Source organism: Nocardia anaemiae NBRC 100462 (genome assembly GCF_001612725.1).
Lineage (GTDB): Bacteria > Actinomycetota > Actinomycetes > Mycobacteriales > Mycobacteriaceae > Nocardia > Nocardia anaemiae.
Genome location: NZ_BDAZ01000016.1, coordinates 1 through 17029 on the forward strand (window position 1 = coordinate 1; position 17029 = coordinate 17029).

Below are 17029 nucleotides of genomic sequence, written 5' to 3' on the forward strand. Positions count from 1 at the left end.
ACGTTCCAGATGAACGGCAGCATCGACGCGCCGAGGATGAAGGCGCCGATCGTGGAAATGGTGTTGAGCGTGGTGAATCCGTCAGTGGGCAGGTAGTCGGCGTAGCGGCGCGGCATACCTTCTGCGCCGAGCCAGTGCTGCACCAGGAAGGTGGTGTGGAAGCCGACGAGTGTCGTCCAGAAGTGCCACTTGCCCAAGCGCTCGTCGAGCATCCGCCCGGTCATTTTCGGGAACCAGAAATAGATCCCCGCGAATGTCGCGAACACGATGGTGCCGAAGAGCACGTAGTGGAAGTGCGCGACCACGAAGTACGAGTCCGTCACGTGGAAGTCCAGCGGCGGTGAGGCGAGGATGACACCGGACAGGCCGCCGAAGAGGAAGGTGACCAGGAAGCCGAGGGAAAACAGCATCGGTGTCTCGAAGGTCAGCTGGCCGCGCCACATGGTGCCGATCCAGTTGAAGAACTTCACACCGGTCGGGACGGCGATCAGGAAGGTCATGAACGAGAAGTACGGCAGCAGCACCGCACCGGTGGCGTACATGTGGTGGGCCCACACCGCGACCGACAGCGCGCCGATGGCCAGCGTCGCGTAAACCAATGTGGTGTAACCGAATAGCGGCTTGCGACTGAATACCGGGAAGATCTCGGTGACGATGCCGAAGAACGGCAGCGCGACGATATATACCTCGGGGTGCCCGAAGAACCAGAACAGGTGCTGCCACAGCACGACGCCACCGGTACCGGAATCGTAGATGTGAGCGCCGAGATGGCGGTCATAGGCCAGCGCCATCAGAGCCGCGGTCAGAATCGGGAAGGCAAGCAGGATCAGGATGCTGGTGACCAGGATATTCCAGGTGAAGATCGGCATCCGGAACATGGTCATACCGGGGGCGCGCAGGCAGACCACCGTGGTGATCATATTGACGCCGCCGAGGATGGTGCCGACACCGGAGACCGCCAGCCCCAGGATCCACAGATCCGCGCCCGCTCCCGGCGCGTGCTCGATGGTGCTCAGCGGGGTGTAGCCGGTCCACCCGAAATCGGCGGCGCCGCCGGGCGTGACGAAGCCCGCCGTGGCGATGGTGGCGCCGAACAGGTACAGCCAGTAACTGAGGGCATTGAGCCGGGGGAACGCCACATCCGGCGCGCCGATCTGCAGCGGCAGCACGCAGTTGGCGAAGCCGAACAGGATCGGCGTCGCGTAGAACAGCAGCATGATCGTGCCGTGCATGGTGAACAGCTGGTTGAACTGCTCGGTCGACAGGAACTGCATACCGGGGCGTGCCAGCTCGCCGCGCATCAGCAGCGCGATGAGACCACCGATGAAGAAGTAGGTCATCGCGCTGGTCAGGTACATGACCCCGAGCACCTTCGGATCGGTGGTCGTGAGCATTTTCCAGAAATAGGAGCCCTTCGGCCCGACCCGCTGCGGATAGGGCCGTACAGCCTCGAGTTCGGTCGTAACCACGGCCGTCGCCACCTTCCGATCGCTGATCAGCCTTGTCCGGATTATGCGCCTTTTCTATCTCCGACATGCGCGCTTTGCACCATTGCCGCACTCGTTTCTACGCTTGGCTCCCAGCATATTCCGGTTGTGGTCGCGTTCCGCGCGTAGGCAAGATCCGGTGTCGCGGGCATGCCGCAAACGGTGGTGTGCGGCGTATCACGAGTAACGGCTAACGATTGGCTAACGATTGTTGGAGTGTGGGGACGCACGTGGTCACCGCATTCCGGATCGAGCCGTAGGGAGGCATTGCCGATGGATATCGCCTCGGCCCCAACGATTTTCGAGGATGTCGTCGAATCGTTGGACCGACTGCCCGGCTGCACCTTCCGCTTCGACAATGTGCCCTGCCGACATCGCGCCGAATGGCATATCCGACGACGCCGCTGCTGTCAGCCCAGCGGCGTCGACCTCATGTGCGACACCTGCTATTTCCGCATCCACTGCTTCTTCGCCATGGGCGTGCGATTCCAATGCGCCGGGTGCGGTGCGCGCTCGGATACCTTCGGCGCCATGTATCCCGTCGCTGTTCGGCTGTGACGCCTGCCGGATCCGCCATGTGATCTGCGTCGCACCGGTCGACGCCCGGGAACCAGCGTCGGGCCGCGGCCGACCTGTGTGCGAGGGCTGGCACCTCCATCGCCCGTCGCGGCTCTCCGGTATCGAGGATTGGTGGAAAACGTGCAGGTCAAGCGATCGCTCGAGCACGTCGTCTGGCTGATCGCGGTGATAGCCGCCGCTGCACTCGTGCTGGCATCGGTGCTCGCGGCCGGTGATATGCCCTACCGGTCGGCGGGTATCGCGTATCCCGGGTTTTTGGATGTCCTGCTCTATGTCGCGCTGCGGGTGGTCGCCGCGCTGGCGGGCGCGTTCACTCTCGGTGCGTTGATCTATGCGCTGTGTTGCACCGCTGTCACCGCGCGCGGTCGGGTCGACGTGGATGGATATGCGGGGGTCCGGGTTGCCGAGCGGGCGAGTCTGGTGTGGTTCGGCTCGGCGCTGGTTCTGATTCCGGTGAGCGCGGCGAATGTGGGCGGGTTGTCGATGACTGCCGCGCTGGAGCGGGGTGCGGTCGGCGCACTGATCGATGCGAGCGAGAAGCCGAAGGCGTGGATCGTGGTGGCGGTGCTTGCCGGTGTCGTCGCGCTGCTGACGCGCCTGACCTTGGCGTGGACGGGATTGGTTGTGCCGACCGTGCTGACGATGATCGCGGTGCTGCCGCCCGCAATGGTCGGCAATGCGGGGGAGGGGCCGAATCACGACTTCGGCACCGGCGCGATGATCATCTTCCAACTGGCAGTCTCGGTGCTGCCTGGTATGGCGTGGTGTGTGGCGGCACAGGTACGGCGCGACGGTGCCGAGGTGGCGACCGTGGTTCGGCGATACGTGTTCATCGGGTTGTTGTGTCTGGCCGCGGCCACGCTCACCGGGCTGGCGCTCGGTGCCATCCTGTTACCGTGGTCGGCGCTGTTCAGCACGGGCTACGGTCGGCTCGCGCTGGTGGTCGTCGGCTCGGGCGTCGCGATCGGCATTACCCTGAGAAGGGTTGTCGCCGAACCTGATTCGAGCGCCCTGATCGCAGGAACGGGCGCGCTGTCCGTCCTCGCGACGGCCGCCCTGGTTTCGATGGCCGTCCAACCGGCTCCGGCCTTCGCCGATCGCTCGTTCACCGCACAGGAGGTGTTCCTCGGATTCGATCTACCGGGGGAAGCCGATTTCTGGCGACTGATGACCATGTGGCGCTTCGATATCGTCCTGGGTACGGCCGCTCTCGCCGGTATCGCGCTGTACGCCGCCGGGGCCGTGCGGCTGCGGCGGCGCGGGGACAGCTGGTCGCCATGGCGCATGCTGTCCTGGACGAGCGGCTGTGTGGCCCTGCTGATTTCGACGTCATCGGGCATCGGCGCCTACGGCTACGCCATGTTCAGCATGCACATGATCACACATATGGCGCTCAATATGTTCGTACCGGTGCTGCTGGTGCTCGGCGCGCCGGTGACCCTGCTGCTGCGCACCGTCCCCGCCGCACCCAAGGACGCGGTTCCCGGTGTGCGCGAATGGGTTCTGTGGATGCTGCATTCGCGCCCGACCGCGATTCTGGCCCATCCCGGCACCGCGATCACCGCATTCGTGCTCTCGCTCTACGGCCTGTACTTCACACCGCTGTTCGAGAATCTGATCCGGTATCACTGGGGGCACGTCTTGATGAACGTGCACTTCCTGATCATCGGCTATCTGTTCTACTGGGCCATTATCGGCATAGACCCCGGCCCGCGTCGCCTGCCGCATCTGGGTCGGCTCGGTATGTTGTTCGCCATCATGCCTTTTCACGCCTTCTTCGGCGTCGCGGTGATGTCGATGAATACCATCATCGGCGAGCGTTTCTACCAACAACTCCAATTGCCATGGCATTTGGACCTGATGGCCGATCAGCGGGTCGGCGGCGGCATTGCCTGGGTCTCCGGCGAAATCCCGATCTTGCTGGTCGTCGGTGCGCTGCTGACGCAATGGGTGGCGCAGGATCGCCGCACCGCCGTGCGCACCGATCGCAAGGACGACGAGTACGCAGACTCCGAACTCGCCGCCTACAACGCCATGCTGGAGAAGCTGGCGCAGTCGCGCCGCTGACTCAGCGCGCGAACCGAACCTTTCGCAGCCGCAGACTGTTCGAGACCACGAAGAACGACGAGAACGCCATGGCCGCACCGGCGATCAACGGATTGAGCAGACCGAGCACCGCCACCGGAATGGCGACCACGTTATAACCGAAGGCCCACACCAGATTTCCCTTGATGGTGCGCAGGGTGGCGTGCGCGAGTTCGATGGCATCGGCAACGGCGGCGAGATCGTCGCGGACCAGGATGACATCGGCGGCGGCGATCGCGACATCGGTACCGGCCCCGATGGCCATGCCGAGGTCGGCGGTGGCCAGCGCGGCGCCGTCATTGATGCCGTCGCCGACCATGACAATGCGGCGGCCCTGCTCCTGCATGCGCGCGATGAGTTCGACCTTGCCCTCCGGCAGCAGTTCGGCGACCACCTCATCGATGCCGATCTCATCCGCGACCGATTGCGCGGCATAGGCGTTGTCACCGGTGAACATCATGACGCGCAGGCTGAGCGCGTGCAGCCGGGCGATGGCAGCTGCGGCGGTATCCTTCACGGTATCGGCGACCGCGATCACCGCGCGGGCTGCGCCGTCGATTGCCACGAGTACCACCGTGCGTCCCGCGCGCTCCTCTTGGCGCACAGCCCGACTCAGCTCTTGCGGAACATCGATGCCGCGATCGTTCAACAGGCGCAGTCGGCCGACCATGACCTCGCGACCCGCCACCACACCGCGCGCACCCAAACCCGGTAGCGCCGCGAAGGATTCGACCTCGGGCAGGTCCTCGAGCACCGTCTTCGCGTGCCGAGTGATGGCCGCGGCCACGGCATGTTCGGAGGCGGCCTCCACCGCACCCGCCAACCGCAGCGCCTCGTCCTCGGTCACCGAATCCGTCACGGTCACTCCGACGACGCTCATCACGCCGTTGGTGACGGTCCCGGTCTTGTCCAGCACTACCGTGTCCACATCGCGGGTGGCCTCGAGCGCCTGATGCCCCTTGATGAAAATGCCCAGCTGGGCTCCGCGGCCGGAGGCCACCATCAGTGCCGTCGGAATCGCCAATCCCAACGCGCACGGACAGGCGACCACGAGCACCGCGAGGGCCGCCGAGGCGGCCCCGTCCACACCGGAACCGAGCAGCCACCAAGTCGCGAAAGTGCCTGCCGCCACGGCGAAGACGAACGGCACGAAGACCGAGGAAACCCGATCGGCGACGCGCTGCATGCGCGCCTTCCCGGTCTGCGCCTGCTCGACCAATCGGATCATGCCGGAGAGCTTGGTATCGGCGCCCACTGCGGCCGCCTCCACGATCAGCCGACCGGTGAGTGCGGTGGTGCCGCCGATGACCGCCATACCCTCGCTCACCTCGACCGGAAGTGATTCGCCTGTCATGGCGCCGGCATCCACACTCGACTCGCCGGAAACCACCAGGCCGTCGGTGGCGATGGTCTCACCGGGACGTACCACGAACCGCTGGCCCTCGACGAGTTCGCCGATGGGAATTCGCATTTCGCGATGGTCGGGGGTCAGCACGGTGACCTCGCGGGCCCCGAGCGCGGCCAGCGCACGTAGCGCACTGCCTGCCGAACGCTTGGCCTTCGCCTCGAAATATCGTCCGGCGAGCACGAAGGTGGTGACACCCGCGGCGGCTTCGAGGTAGATCGAATCGCCGGACCAGAATGCGTCCCAAACGCCGTTCGGGGTTTCGGTTCGGTCGGCGTGCAGGAACATGGTGTCCAGTGACCACAGCGTCGCGGTCGTCACTCCGACGGATACCAGGGTGTCCATGCTCGCGGTGAAATTCTTCGCACCCGCCAGCGCCTTTCGATGAAATGGGGCGGCCGCCCACACCACGACGGGCAGCGCCAGCGCGGTCAGGATGACCTGCCAGCCGGTGATTCTGGTGGTGGGGACCATCGCGAACATCACCGATAGATCGGCGAGGGGAAAGAACAGCAGCAGCGCAACAACCAAGCGGCGGAACAGATCCCGGACCGCAGCCTCCTCCGGGGCGGAGCAGACCAGCCCGGTGCTCTCGGTTACCGGCTCCGCGCCATAGCCCGCCGCGGCCACCTCGGCGCAGAGTTGCTCGGCCGAAATGCCCTCGGCCGCATCGACGGTGGCGACGCCGGTCGCATAGTTCACCGAGGCCAGTACACCGTCGACCTTATTGAGCTTGCGTTCCACCCGGTTCGCGCAAGCGGCACAGGTCATTCCGGATACCGCGAGCGAAATGCGAATGGTTTCACGTTCCGGACGGAGGAGATCTGGGTCACCGGCCGCCCGAGCGCCATCCCTCATCGAATCGCTGCGCAATGCTGTGTTCATTCGATTCCGTTCGGTCTCAGGCGGCAGGATCTTCGGTCGAGCGCAGATGGCCGGTGCGGCGGCCGAATCGCGCGACGGGTGGCAGTACGAGATCGGTGGGTGCCGGATTGCTGGTACGCGTCGGCGGTGAGGTTTCGGGTCGGCGAGTGCGATGCACCACCACGACCAGCACCAGCGCGGCGACCAGAATGCCGTGCGAGAGCACCCGGGAAATCGGCACAACCCCCGAATACAGATCACCGATGACGAATGCGGTGAGCGTTGTCACCAGCACGCCGAGCACCGGAAGCACACCGGAGGTGGCGTGCGGCCGCAGCGCGCAGTAGCTGACTCCGATGCCGATCGCCAGGCTCCATGCCGTCGACTCGTTCATCAGATGCTGGGTCATCGCGGCACCGTGGTGATGGGTCATACCGAAGTCGAATCCGGCGAACTGGCCGATCGCCAGCATGCACTGCACGACGCCGAGCAGGCCGAGCAGCATCCTTGCCCATGGCAGCTCGAAAAGTGGTGTCCGCCAACTCGGTCCGCGCGGACGCTGCAACTCGGCGGCGGCGAAAATGGCGTCGGTGAGGTCTGGTGCGTACGCCGAACCGCCGCGCAGCAGGCGCGAGGTCTCCACGGCGGCCGCGTACCAGGAACAGCACTGTGCGCACTGTTCCAGGTGTTCGTCGACGCGCGCCGCGGCCGCGGTTTCGCGTTCGCCATCGATCCGGGCCGACAGCGCGGTCCGGCATACCTTGCACTCCACATCCAGTTTGTCGTCCGCGAGGACCGCAAAGTTCCCCGGCGCGCAAGGGTTATTGTCGAGCTCATGCCGACGCCCGCCGAGGATGACGAGACGACTCAGCTGGCACTCGCGGCGGCGCGTGGGGATCGACGAGCTCTGGAAGCTTTTATCCGGGCCACCCAGAAGGATGTCTGGCGGTTGTCGGCCCATCTCACCGAGCTGTCGCGTGCCGATGATCTGACCCAGGAGACCTATCTGCGCGCGCTGGGCAGTATCAAGCGTTTCGAGGGTCGTTCCAGCGCCCGAACCTGGTTGCTGTCCATCGCGCGTCGCGTCGTCGTGGATCAGGTGCGGATGGCCGTGGCGCGGCCGAGCATTGCACAGGGCGTCGACTGGGTGGCCGCGGCGGACCGTCAGGTGGCGCGGCGCGATGGGCTCGCCGACATTGTCGAGCTGAAGCTGCTGCTCGAGGATCTGTCCGCGGAGCGGCGGGAGGCGCTGGTGCTGACGCAGGTGCTCGGGCTGTCGTATGCCGAGGCGGCAGCGGTGTGCGGGTGTCCGGTGGGCACGGTACGCTCCCGAGTCGCACGTGCCCGCGAAGACCTCGTCGCCGCAACGCGTTTCGGCGGTAAGCGTCGCGCCAACGGCTGACTTCGGTCGACCGCTATCGAGACGTCCCGCGACTACCGGAGCCGAACTGGGTTGGTCGACTGGTCGCTGTCGGTGGACTCGACGATCGCCCAGGCGCATCAGCACGCGACGAACACAACCCGCCACACAGGGGGCTGGATCGAATTACACGAATCCGGCCGCCTGATCACGGTGTGGGCCGAGACCTAGGCTCGGTAGCATGCAACCCATGGCCATCAAACTCGAGAACGTCGGCATCGCCGTTCGCGACCTCGAAGCAACGATCGCGTTTTTCACCGACCTCGGTCTCACGGTCGTCGGCCGTGACACGGTCAGCGGCGAGTGGACCGACACTGCCGTCGGCCTTGATGGCAACCACGCAAAGGTTGCGATGCTCCAGACGCCAGACGGTCATGGTCGCCTCGAGCTCTTCGAGTACATCCATCCCAAGGCGATCGAGTCGAAGCCCACTCGTCCCAACGAGATTGGTATGCACCGCGTCGCGTTCTCAGTCGATGACATCGACAAAGCCCTCGAGATAGCCGCGAGGCACGGCTGCCGCCCGCTTCGTGGCGTGGCGACCTATGAGGACGTCTACAAGCTCACCTACGTCCGCGGTCCCAGCGACATCATCGTGATGCTCGCCGAGGAGCTGAAGAAGAGCTGACGGCCGATCGACCCATTCAGGGTGTGTTGATTATTGAGCGGCCAAAGGCCTTGCGGCGTAATGCAATCGGACGACACCATCGTCGTGCTGTTCGGCACTGGCATTGACACCGAAGACATCGCGCAACAGCTCGGGCGTCATGACGCTCAGCACCGCGCCCGCCGCGACGACCTTGCCGTGATCGAGGACGACCAGCTGATCGCAGCAGCGCACCGCCAGATCCAACTCGTGCAGCACGGCCAGCGTGGTGATACCGGTCGAGCGGACCAGATCGAGCAGTTCGAAGCGCGCGCGCACGTCGAGATGGTTGGTCAGTTCGTCCAGGACGAGCAGGCGCGGTTGCTGTGCGAGCGCCCTGGCCAGCAGCACCCGCTGACGCTCACCACCCGAGAGCGAGCCGATCGGACGTCCGGCGTAGTCGGTGACACCGGTACGCGCCATGGCATCCGCGACCGCCGCATGATCGGCAGCGGTGTCCCGGCTGAATAGCGCATGATGCGGATTGCGGCCAAGACAGACCAGCTCCTCGACGGTCAATTCCGGTGCACCAGAACCATTTTGGAGAACGGCGGCCGTGTTACGTGCCGCCGCGCGCACCGACATCGCACTGATATCGGTATCGTCGATCAGCACCGTGCCCCGCTCCGGTCGCAGCGAGCGATAAATGGTGCGCAACAGCGTCGTCTTACCGCTCCCATTCGGCCCCACCACGCCGACGAACGACCCCGGCGGCGCATGCAGTGTCACCGCATCCAGCACCCGCGCGCCCCCGAACGCGATAGTCACCCCGGCCACCGTCAACTCGGCGATCCGGCCACCCGGCGACTCGGCGCTACGGGCGGGTTGCCCGGTCATGCGGGACCTCCTTCGCGGCGGAGCAGCCAAAGGAAGAACGGCGCGCCGAATGCGGCGGTGAAGATGCCGAGTGGGAGTTCGTTGGGAGCGTCGACGGTTCGCGACAGCAGGTCGACCAGGACCAGGTATGCCGCGCCGAGCAGTGCCGCCAGCGGTAGCACCCGACCGTGGTCCATACCGAATGCCAGCCGTATCAGATGCGGAATCATCAAGCCCACGAAGCCGATTCCGCCCGCCACCGCGATCAGCACGCCGGTCAGCAGGGAGGCCAGCACCAGCAGAGTGATCCGGGTGCTGCGAACGTCGACACCCAGCGCGGTCGCCTGTTCGTCACCCGTGCCGAGCACATTGAGGCGACGGCCGAAGGCCAGCACGACAGTCACGACCACGAGGACCACCAGCGTCACCGGTCCGAGCCGGGACCAGCTCGCGCCCGAGACACTGCCCATGGTCCAGAACATCACCGCCCGAAGCTCATTCGGGGTCGCGCGTAACTGGAGATAGTTCGTCGCCGCCAGTAGGAGATATCCGACAGCGACACCGGCGAGCACCAGTCGGGTAGGAGCCAAGGTGCCTCGCCGCTGTCCGAGTGCGAAAACCACTGCGGCGGTGCCGATTGCGCCGATAAAGGCCGCAGCCGAGACGCCGATACCGCCGAGTGCCGCACCGGCGGTGACGATTACGGTAATCGCGCCGAGCGAGGCGCCGGAGGACAAGCCGAGCACATACGGGTCGGCGAGCGGATTGTTCACCAGTGCCTGCAGAAGCACGCCCGAGATCGCCAAGCCGCAGCCGCAGAGCGCGGCGAGGATGACCCGGGGGAGGCGGTAGTTCCAGACGATCTGGTCGACGGTGAACCCGACATCCGTTGTCCCGCCGAACAAGTGCGCGATGATGACTCGGCAGGTATCGGCAATCGAGACCGTCACCGAACCCGCACCGATGGATACCAGCATGACCATCAAGAGAATTGCCAGTGAGACGGCGATCGCAACGGGCAGGGGCGTCAACTGTTGCCTTCGGAGTGAGTTGGTCATGAGAACTGTTCGGGGTGTACGAGTTTGGCGATCTTCGCCACCGCGATGTCATTGCTCGGTCCGAGGTAGATCGAATCCGAGAGCACCGTGTAGTTGGTGTTCTTACTCGCATTCCACTGCGGGAACTGCTCGAGGATCCGCTTGGCCGCGCCATCGATATCGGAATTGCGATAGTTGACCACGATCAGCCCATCGATCGGGGTGACGGCCAGCTGTTCCTTGCTGATCGTGACGAAGGTGGTTCCGTCCGCCCGGTTGAACGGATTCAGCGCACCGGCCTGTTCGATAATGTCGTTCCACATGCCGCCTGCCGCAATGGCTGAAAAGTCGCCCCCATCGCCCATCCCCATATCCGGGAAGATGAGCAGCACATTCTTCTCGGGCTGTCCCGCCACCCGCGCGGAAGTCTCGGCGATCCTGCGCTCGGTGTCCTCTATGAGCTGTTCGGCGCGGCCGGGCACATCGAAGATCGTGCCGAAATCACGCAGCATGGCGTAGCTGTCCTCGATGGTCGGCGTGCCGGTGACCGCACCGTACAAACCGCAATTGGACCGGGGCACATAGGTATTGGCACCCGCGCTGGCCAGCTCCGCGCGCGTGGCGAAACCCTGATCGGCGGAGAAGCCGCCGCCCCCGGTGGAGATGACGAGGTCGGGATGCTGGGCGAGCATGGCCTCGCGGGGAATGTCCTGAAGGTTGTTGGGCGTGATACCGCCGGTCGGCAGGGCGGCGATGGCATCGGCGCGACCGGAGACATCGGAGGAGCCGTAGGACTGGGCATTGGCGATGACGCGGTCCGCGACGCCGAGCGCGACCAGCGACGAAACCTCGCCGATGGAACCGCCGTTCATCACCACGACCCGCTTCGGTGCCTCGGTGAAGGTGTAGCTCTTACCACAATTCTGCATGGTGACGGGATATTTCGTGACGCCCTCGGTCACCGCGGCGGGTGCGGTGGATGCGGATTCGGTGATTGTCGTCGAACATCCGGCGACGGCGAGCGTGCCGATGACCAAGGCCAGCACAGCGGCACATTTCAATGGCGGGCTCGGTCTTTCGATGCGGTCGCCGATTTCGGTAGGGCGCATCCGTAGTGCTGTGTGCTGCATGAACACTTAGTCGTACGGCACCACGGCCTGGTTCCCGAAAATTTTTCGTATCCGTTACCGTGTGGCCCGCAGGATCCCTGTACAGACCCGGCGGACCCTGCTTGACTGGTGAGACAGGTCCGACCGGACCGCAGGAGCCAGCGCATGTCCACCCATTTCGCTTATCCGGCAGGTAGACCCGCTGACCGTGGCAAAACCGAACACGGTGAGTGCGTCGATATTTCGACCGTGCCCGGAGCTCGGATCATCCAATTCACGGTCAGCCATCCGCGTGGTGATGTCACGCTGGTGGTCGTCGCAGGCGAGGTCGATTTGGCGACCGCGCCGCGGCTACGCGATAAGCTATTGCGCGCCTTCGGTTCTCGGATCATGGTCGTGGACCTGTCCCCGGTCACCTTCTTCGCCGCCGCCGGGCTGACGACCCTGGTGGAGGCGCAGGCGGCGGCCGAAAAGGCGCACCGCCGAATGGTTTTGATCACCACGGTGCGCTGCGTCGATCGGGCCATCGAGCTCACCGGACTCGCCACCAACTTCCGCCGCGTCGGCTCCCTGGCCGCGGCGCTCGCGGACCCTACACCGGGATGTGCTGCCCCGGTGTAGGGTCCGCGTGGTTCAGCCGAGCCGCGCCTCCACGCGGGCACGTGCCTGCGCGATCCGTTCCTGCGCGATCGCCGCCCGCTCCTGAGCTTTATCGAGCTTGCGCAGCGCCCGATTGACCCGCGGCTGCGCCTTCTTGGCACGCCGCTCGGCCTTCTCGGTCAAGCGCGCACCGCGCTTCTGTGCCTTGCCCGAAAGTTCGGCGCCGCGCTTGCGTGCGGTCGAGGTGAGTTCCGGTCCGCGTTCCCTGGCGAGCTCGGCGAGCTCGATGCCGCGGTGCTGGGCCTTCTCCGCCAAGCGCGCACTACGCTTCTGCGTCTTCTCCGAGAGTTCGGCGCCGCGTTCGCGTGCGGTCGAGGCGAGTTCCGGTCCGCGTTCCCTGGCGAGCTCAGCGAGTTCGGCCCCACGATGCTGAGCCACTTCGGCGAGATGCGCACCGCGCTCACGCGCCGTCGCGGCGATTCCTGGCCCGCGCTCCTTGGCGAGCTCGGCGAGTTCGGCGGCCTTCTCGGCCCACTTAGCACTGCGTTCCTTGGCCAACTCGGCCCATTCCGGCCCGTGCTCCTTGACCGAATCCGCGATATCGGAGCCGCGCTCCTGCGCGACCGTCGCGACCCGCGTCGCCGCGACATCGCCGAGTTCGCGGGCCCGCACGGCGGCATCGACCGCATGCCGTCGCAGGTTTTCCCCGGTCGCCGAATCCGTTGCGGTGAACGGCAATGCGGCCGAAACCGCCGCCGTGGCATTGCTCGCGGCCCGTCGACCACGCCAGCCGAGCGACGGCCTGCCCTCGGTATCCGCGCTGGCGATCATCAGACCGCCGAGCAGACTCACATCCTTGAGGAAGGCGTTGCGCTTGGCCGCCTTGCGTTCCGGATCCTTCTCCGCCCAGAAATCCTGTTCGGTGATGGTCGCGGGAATCACCGTCGCGGCCAAGGTGAGCGAGGCCAGGCGCGGGAACTTACCGAGGGCGAGCAATACACCGGCCGAGACCTGGGTGATCGCATTGATCCGCACGACCGTCCCCGGATCGGCTGGCAATTTCGCGGCGATATTGTCGGGCAGCGAATGCTGACCCTGCTGGACCAGGGCCGATGCCGCTTGGGTGCGCGGCTCTGGATGGACCAGCGCGTCGACCCCATCGGCGACGAACGCGGTCGCCAGCAGTGGTCGGGCAAATCGGCGTAGCAACATGACGTCCCTTTCCTCGATGGCTGAGGTTCGGGTAACCGCGTTCGGCGCCGTCAAACAACAAGATCAACACCCGAATCAGGGTGTGACCGGGTGTTCTGTCGCGCCGAACGGCCGTACCTCCGGACTGGACAGAAAGGTGGTGATGATGTTCGTTACGGTCTCTGGATCCTCAACCATAGGCAGGTGGCCGCATTCTGTGAGCTGAATTCGAGTGTGCGGATGCAGCGTCGGTGAAGATCGCCACGTCGCCTCCTTGCGAGCGGATAGGCGAACACTTGTGTTCGCCAGTAACGCTCAACCTAGGGGTCCGGCGGCGAAGCGAATTGTCTAGCGGGTAGTCGGGCGAGGTCGGGCGCCCGCCCGAAGGAAGCGTCCGGTGCGGCGCGTGCCCAGGACCGGCGCCGCCACGCCCGCGCCGAAGACGTACTCCCCGCCGACGAGCACCGCGACCACCGTGGCGTCATTGCGATTGACCATGCGCGACAGATTGTCGAAGACGGCGATCGGGGCTTCGGCGTAGGCCTCGACGGTCTCGTCCAGGTGTGCGGGATCAATGACGACCAGATCGGCGCGGTCACCGTGCCGCAGGTGGCCCGCGTCGATGCCGTACCAGTCGGCGAGTTCGCCGGTGATGCGATGCACCGCGCGTTCGAGGGAAAGGAATGGATGCCCCGCGCGCTCGGCGTCGTAGACCCGGCGCAGGAACCGCAGCCCGAAGTTGTAGAAGGCCATATTCCGCAGATGCGCGCCCGCATCCGAGAAGCCGAGTTGCACACCGGGATCGGCGGCGAATTTGTCCAGCACCTGTGGCCGGTGATTGGAAATGGTTGTGCGCCAGCGAACTTTGCCACCGTATTCGACGACCAGATCCAGGAACGCGTCCACCGGGTGCAGACCACCACGATCCTGCCCGACCTGACCGAAGGTCTTGCCGATCACCGAAGCATCGGGGCACTCGACGATTTCGGCGTCGAAGAAGTCGCGATGCCATACCCGTGGTCCGAACTTCTTGTCGTAATCCTTGCGGAAAAGACGTCGATAAGCTTCGTCGCGCAGGAGTTCCCGTCGCTGTTCCAACTGGTTGGACAGATGCAATGCCGCCGCGCCCGAACCGAATTCCTCGAAAACCGGCAGATCGATGCCGTCGGAGTAGACCTCGAACGGCACCGGCAGATGCTGCCAGCGGAAGTCGCCGCCCAGCCGATTGAGCACCCGCGCGATCAGCGGAAAAATCTGGGCGACAGCGGGAATGGCCTTGATATCGGCAGCCGACAGCAGGCTGACCTTGAGCGGTTTGCGGAAGATCCCCAGGCTGCTCGCCGCCATCGCGACCAAACTTTGTGGCCGGGCCACATCCGGACCGCCCTGGAGCGCCCGGCCGCGACGCCGCAGGATCGCATTGAGCCTGCGGCGTTCCCGGGTGGTCGCATAGGTCGATGGCAGGGTGCGCGATCGGCAGAGCTCACCGTCGAGCTTGTCGAATAGCAGCTGTTGCGAGGACATGCCGACAAAGCCCGCATCCAATGCCTCATCGAGTTTCGCCGCCATGGCGGCCAATTCGGCCTCGGTCGGTCGAATCTCCTCGCGGGTGGCGCGATCCAATCCCATCTCGGCGGCGCGAATATCGGAATGTCCGATGAAGGCGGCCAGGTTCGGTCCGAGTGGTAGCGCCTCCAGTGCCTCGACATACTCATGCGCCGAAGTCCAGGACTTGATTTCGGTCATTGCCGCGAGCACATGTTTGCGCGGAATGGCTTCCACCCGGCCGAATAGATCACCGGCATCGGAGGCATCGACATGCACCGTCGATAACGAGCACGATCCGAGCAGCACGGTGGTAATGCCGTGCCGGATGGATTCGGCCAGCGCCGGACTCTGCAGCACCTCGACGTCGTAGTGGGTGTGGATATCGATCATGCCCGGAAGCACCCATTTCCCGGCGGCATCGATGACATGCGGGCAGTCGGTCTCGTCGAGCGGTTCGGCCGAGATGACAGCGATCCTGCCGTCCCGGATACCGAGTGTGCGAATGGCCGACGGCGAGCCGGTGCCATCGAACCACCGTCCGCCTTTGATGATCGTGTCATACATGACTTCACTCCGAGCCGGTGTCGGATAGGGTTTCGGCGATCCCGGCGCGCACGACCTTGCCGGTCGCATTGCGGGTCAGGGGGGTCGTGGTGATCCGCCACCGTGCGGGCACCTTGTAGTAGGCGATGCGTTGTTTCGCGAATTCCGCCAGTTCCTGTTCGGTTGTGGCGGAGGCATTCTCGACCACAACCAGTGCCGCGACCACTTGGCCGAGATCGGCATCGGGCACCCCGACGACGGCGGATTCGCGCACCGCGGGATGTTCGTCCAGGCACTGTTCGACCTCGGTCGGGTAGACATTCTCGCCACCGCGCAGGATGAGATCCGAACGCCTGCCGGACAATCGGAGTCGGCCCTGCTCGAGGACACCGATATCGCCGGTGCGCAACCAGCGCTCGGGTGTGATGGCGGCGGCCGTCGCGGCCTCGTCCGCCCAATAGCCGAGCATGACATACGGGCTGCGCACCCAGATCTCACCCTCGACGCCCTCGCCGACGGGTTCGCCGAGCGCGTCGCGGATCTGCAGGTCGACCCCGATCACCGGACGGCCAACGGTATCCGGAAATGCGGCGAGTTCGGCCGGTGCGGCAATGGTCGCCGCGGTACTGCACTCGGTCATGCCGTAGCTGGTCACCAGTGCGGTCTTGGCGACCGGAAGTTGTTCGCGCAGTTGCTGTTGCAGTGCCGCCGAGGACGGTGCCGAATTGAGCGAGAAGGCGGCCAGCGAGGTCAAGTCGTACTTGGACAGATCCACTTCGAGCAGGCGACTGGCCATGGTCGGCATCGCACCCCAGTTGGTGATCCGCTCCCGTTCGATCAGCCGCAGTATCCGGTCGGCATCGAACGCGCCCTGGTAGATGACGGCGGTATCGCCGGTCGCCATGCGCGGCAGCACCAGATTGTGCAGGCTGGCGATGTGGAACAGCGGGGAGGTGAGCAGGAATCGGCGGCCCTTCGGACTGCCGTCGTCGACGCCGCCCTGGAAGGCGGCGGCGAGTGCGTCGTTGAAGCGGTGATAGTCGATGACCGCCACCAGGTTTCGCTGCGAATGCACCGCACCCTTGGGGCGGCCGCTGGTGCCGCTGGTGTAGAGAATGACCGCGGGATCGTCCTCGTCCACCGGGGTGTTCGGTAGCTCACCGTCGTCGAATTCGGCGATCAGCGCGGGCAGGTCGTGCTCCATGGTGAGAACCGGAACCGGAATATCCAGCCCCGCCACCTGACCCGCGCGTTTCGCATCGACGATGAGGACCTTCGGGCTGGTGTGCTCCAGTCCGTAGGCGATTTCACGCGGCATCCACCATGCGTTGTAGCCGACCGCGATGGCACCGAGCGTCTGTGCGGCCCAGAAGGCCACCACCCACTCGGGAGTGTTCGCCGCGAGAATGCCGATCCGATCGCCCTTTTCGACGCCGTACCGGTCTCGCAGCGCGCGAGCCAACGCGCCGACGGCGGCCGCGTGTTCGGCATAGGATATCCGCCGGTCCTCGGTGACCAGGTATTCGCGATCACCCAGCGCGACCGATGCCGCGAGCACTTCGCGCAAGGAGCGGAGCCGGTCCCTGATGACCGGAATAGGGGCGCCGAGCACATCTTCGACCGTCATCTCGAACTGCCCGCCGGGACCGGTCAGTCGTGCAACTGCCTGTGCGGCCAATGCCTGTGGGTCTGTCATAGC

At 65.2% G+C, this 17029-nt stretch carries 14 protein-coding genes; 5 read left to right on the forward strand and 9 right to left on the reverse strand.

All coding sequences use genetic code 11. The annotated features are described in order from the left end of the window. Window positions 1-1469 (reverse strand): aa3-type cytochrome oxidase subunit I (gene ctaD / locus NA5_RS10540; RefSeq protein WP_245672185.1); only part of this gene is annotated, 1469 nt, incomplete at its 3' end. A 291-nt stretch (window positions 1470-1760) separates the two neighbouring features. Here ctaD and NA5_RS10545 point away from each other — a divergent pair. Beyond that, window positions 1761-2045, forward strand: coding sequence for a hypothetical protein (locus NA5_RS10545; protein ID WP_062984544.1), 285 nt, complete (start codon window positions 1761-1763; stop codon window positions 2043-2045). A 141-nt stretch (window positions 2046-2186) separates the two neighbouring features. Further along, window positions 2187-4133, forward strand: a complete 1947-nt coding sequence (locus tag NA5_RS10550) for a bifunctional copper resistance protein CopD/cytochrome c oxidase assembly protein (RefSeq protein ID WP_062984675.1) — start codon at window positions 2187-2189, stop codon at window positions 4131-4133. A 1-nt stretch (window position 4134) separates the two neighbouring features. Here NA5_RS10550 and NA5_RS10555 read toward each other — a convergent pair whose 3' ends face one another. Both NA5_RS10555 and NA5_RS10560 read right to left on the reverse strand, forming a co-directional pair. Continuing rightward, entirely contained in the window at window positions 4135-6441 is a 2307-nt protein-coding gene (locus NA5_RS10555; protein WP_281201702.1) for a heavy metal translocating P-type ATPase, read from the reverse strand. Window positions 6442-6457: 16 nt separating this feature from the next. Then, window positions 6458-7192, reverse strand: coding sequence for a zf-HC2 domain-containing protein (locus NA5_RS10560; RefSeq protein WP_062984546.1), 735 nt, complete (start codon window positions 7190-7192; stop codon window positions 6458-6460). Window positions 7193-7255: 63 nt separating this feature from the next. On the opposite strand from NA5_RS10560, the gene sigC reads away from it, so the two are divergent. Beyond that, window positions 7256-7822 (forward strand): RNA polymerase sigma factor SigC, encoded by a 567-nt coding sequence (gene sigC / locus NA5_RS10565; protein ID WP_062984548.1) that lies wholly within the window; start codon window positions 7256-7258, stop codon window positions 7820-7822. Between the two features lie 208 nt (window positions 7823-8030). Beyond that, window positions 8031-8468: a VOC family protein gene (locus NA5_RS10570; RefSeq protein WP_062984550.1), complete on the forward strand. Its 438-nt coding sequence runs from the start codon at window positions 8031-8033 to the stop codon at window positions 8466-8468. Window positions 8469-8498: 30 nt separating this feature from the next. Here NA5_RS10570 and NA5_RS10575 read toward each other — a convergent pair whose 3' ends face one another. From NA5_RS10575 to NA5_RS10585, 3 genes are read right to left on the reverse strand one after another with little or no spacing between them, the layout of a single operon-like run. Next, window positions 8499-9323: an ABC transporter ATP-binding protein gene (locus NA5_RS10575; protein WP_062984553.1), complete on the reverse strand. Its 825-nt coding sequence runs from the start codon at window positions 9321-9323 to the stop codon at window positions 8499-8501. After that, complete coding sequence (locus NA5_RS10580; protein ID WP_084484026.1) at window positions 9320-10360, reverse strand: FecCD family ABC transporter permease; 1041 nt, start codon at window positions 10358-10360, stop codon at window positions 9320-9322. The genes NA5_RS10575 and NA5_RS10580 overlap by 4 nt, the downstream gene beginning before the upstream one ends. Next, window positions 10357-11469: an ABC transporter substrate-binding protein gene (locus NA5_RS10585; protein WP_245672186.1), complete on the reverse strand. Its 1113-nt coding sequence runs from the start codon at window positions 11467-11469 to the stop codon at window positions 10357-10359. Before NA5_RS10585 ends, NA5_RS10580 begins: the two co-directional genes overlap by 4 nt. A gap of 144 nt (window positions 11470-11613) precedes the next feature. Here NA5_RS10585 and NA5_RS10590 point away from each other — a divergent pair, with 144 nt between their 5' ends. Beyond that, window positions 11614-12069: an STAS domain-containing protein gene (locus NA5_RS10590; RefSeq protein WP_062984555.1), complete on the forward strand. Its 456-nt coding sequence runs from the start codon at window positions 11614-11616 to the stop codon at window positions 12067-12069. A gap of 12 nt (window positions 12070-12081) precedes the next feature. Here the strand turns inward: NA5_RS10590 and NA5_RS10595 are convergent, their stop codons facing one another. From NA5_RS10595 to casG, 3 genes are all read right to left on the reverse strand, one after another. Continuing rightward, entirely contained in the window at window positions 12082-13260 is a 1179-nt protein-coding gene (locus tag NA5_RS10595; protein ID WP_063813289.1) for a DoxX family protein, read from the reverse strand. Window positions 13261-13587: 327 nt separating this feature from the next. Beyond that, window positions 13588-15351 (reverse strand): N-acyl-D-amino-acid deacylase family protein, encoded by a 1764-nt coding sequence (locus NA5_RS10600; protein WP_062984557.1) that lies wholly within the window; start codon window positions 15349-15351, stop codon window positions 13588-13590. Between the two features lie 4 nt (window positions 15352-15355). Beyond that, the gene (gene casG, locus NA5_RS10605; RefSeq protein ID WP_062984559.1) at window positions 15356-17026 is read right to left on the reverse strand and encodes a steroid-24-oyl-CoA synthetase; all 1671 of its coding nucleotides are present in this window, start codon (window positions 17024-17026) and stop codon (window positions 15356-15358) included. Window positions 17027-17029 lie beyond the last annotated feature (3 nt).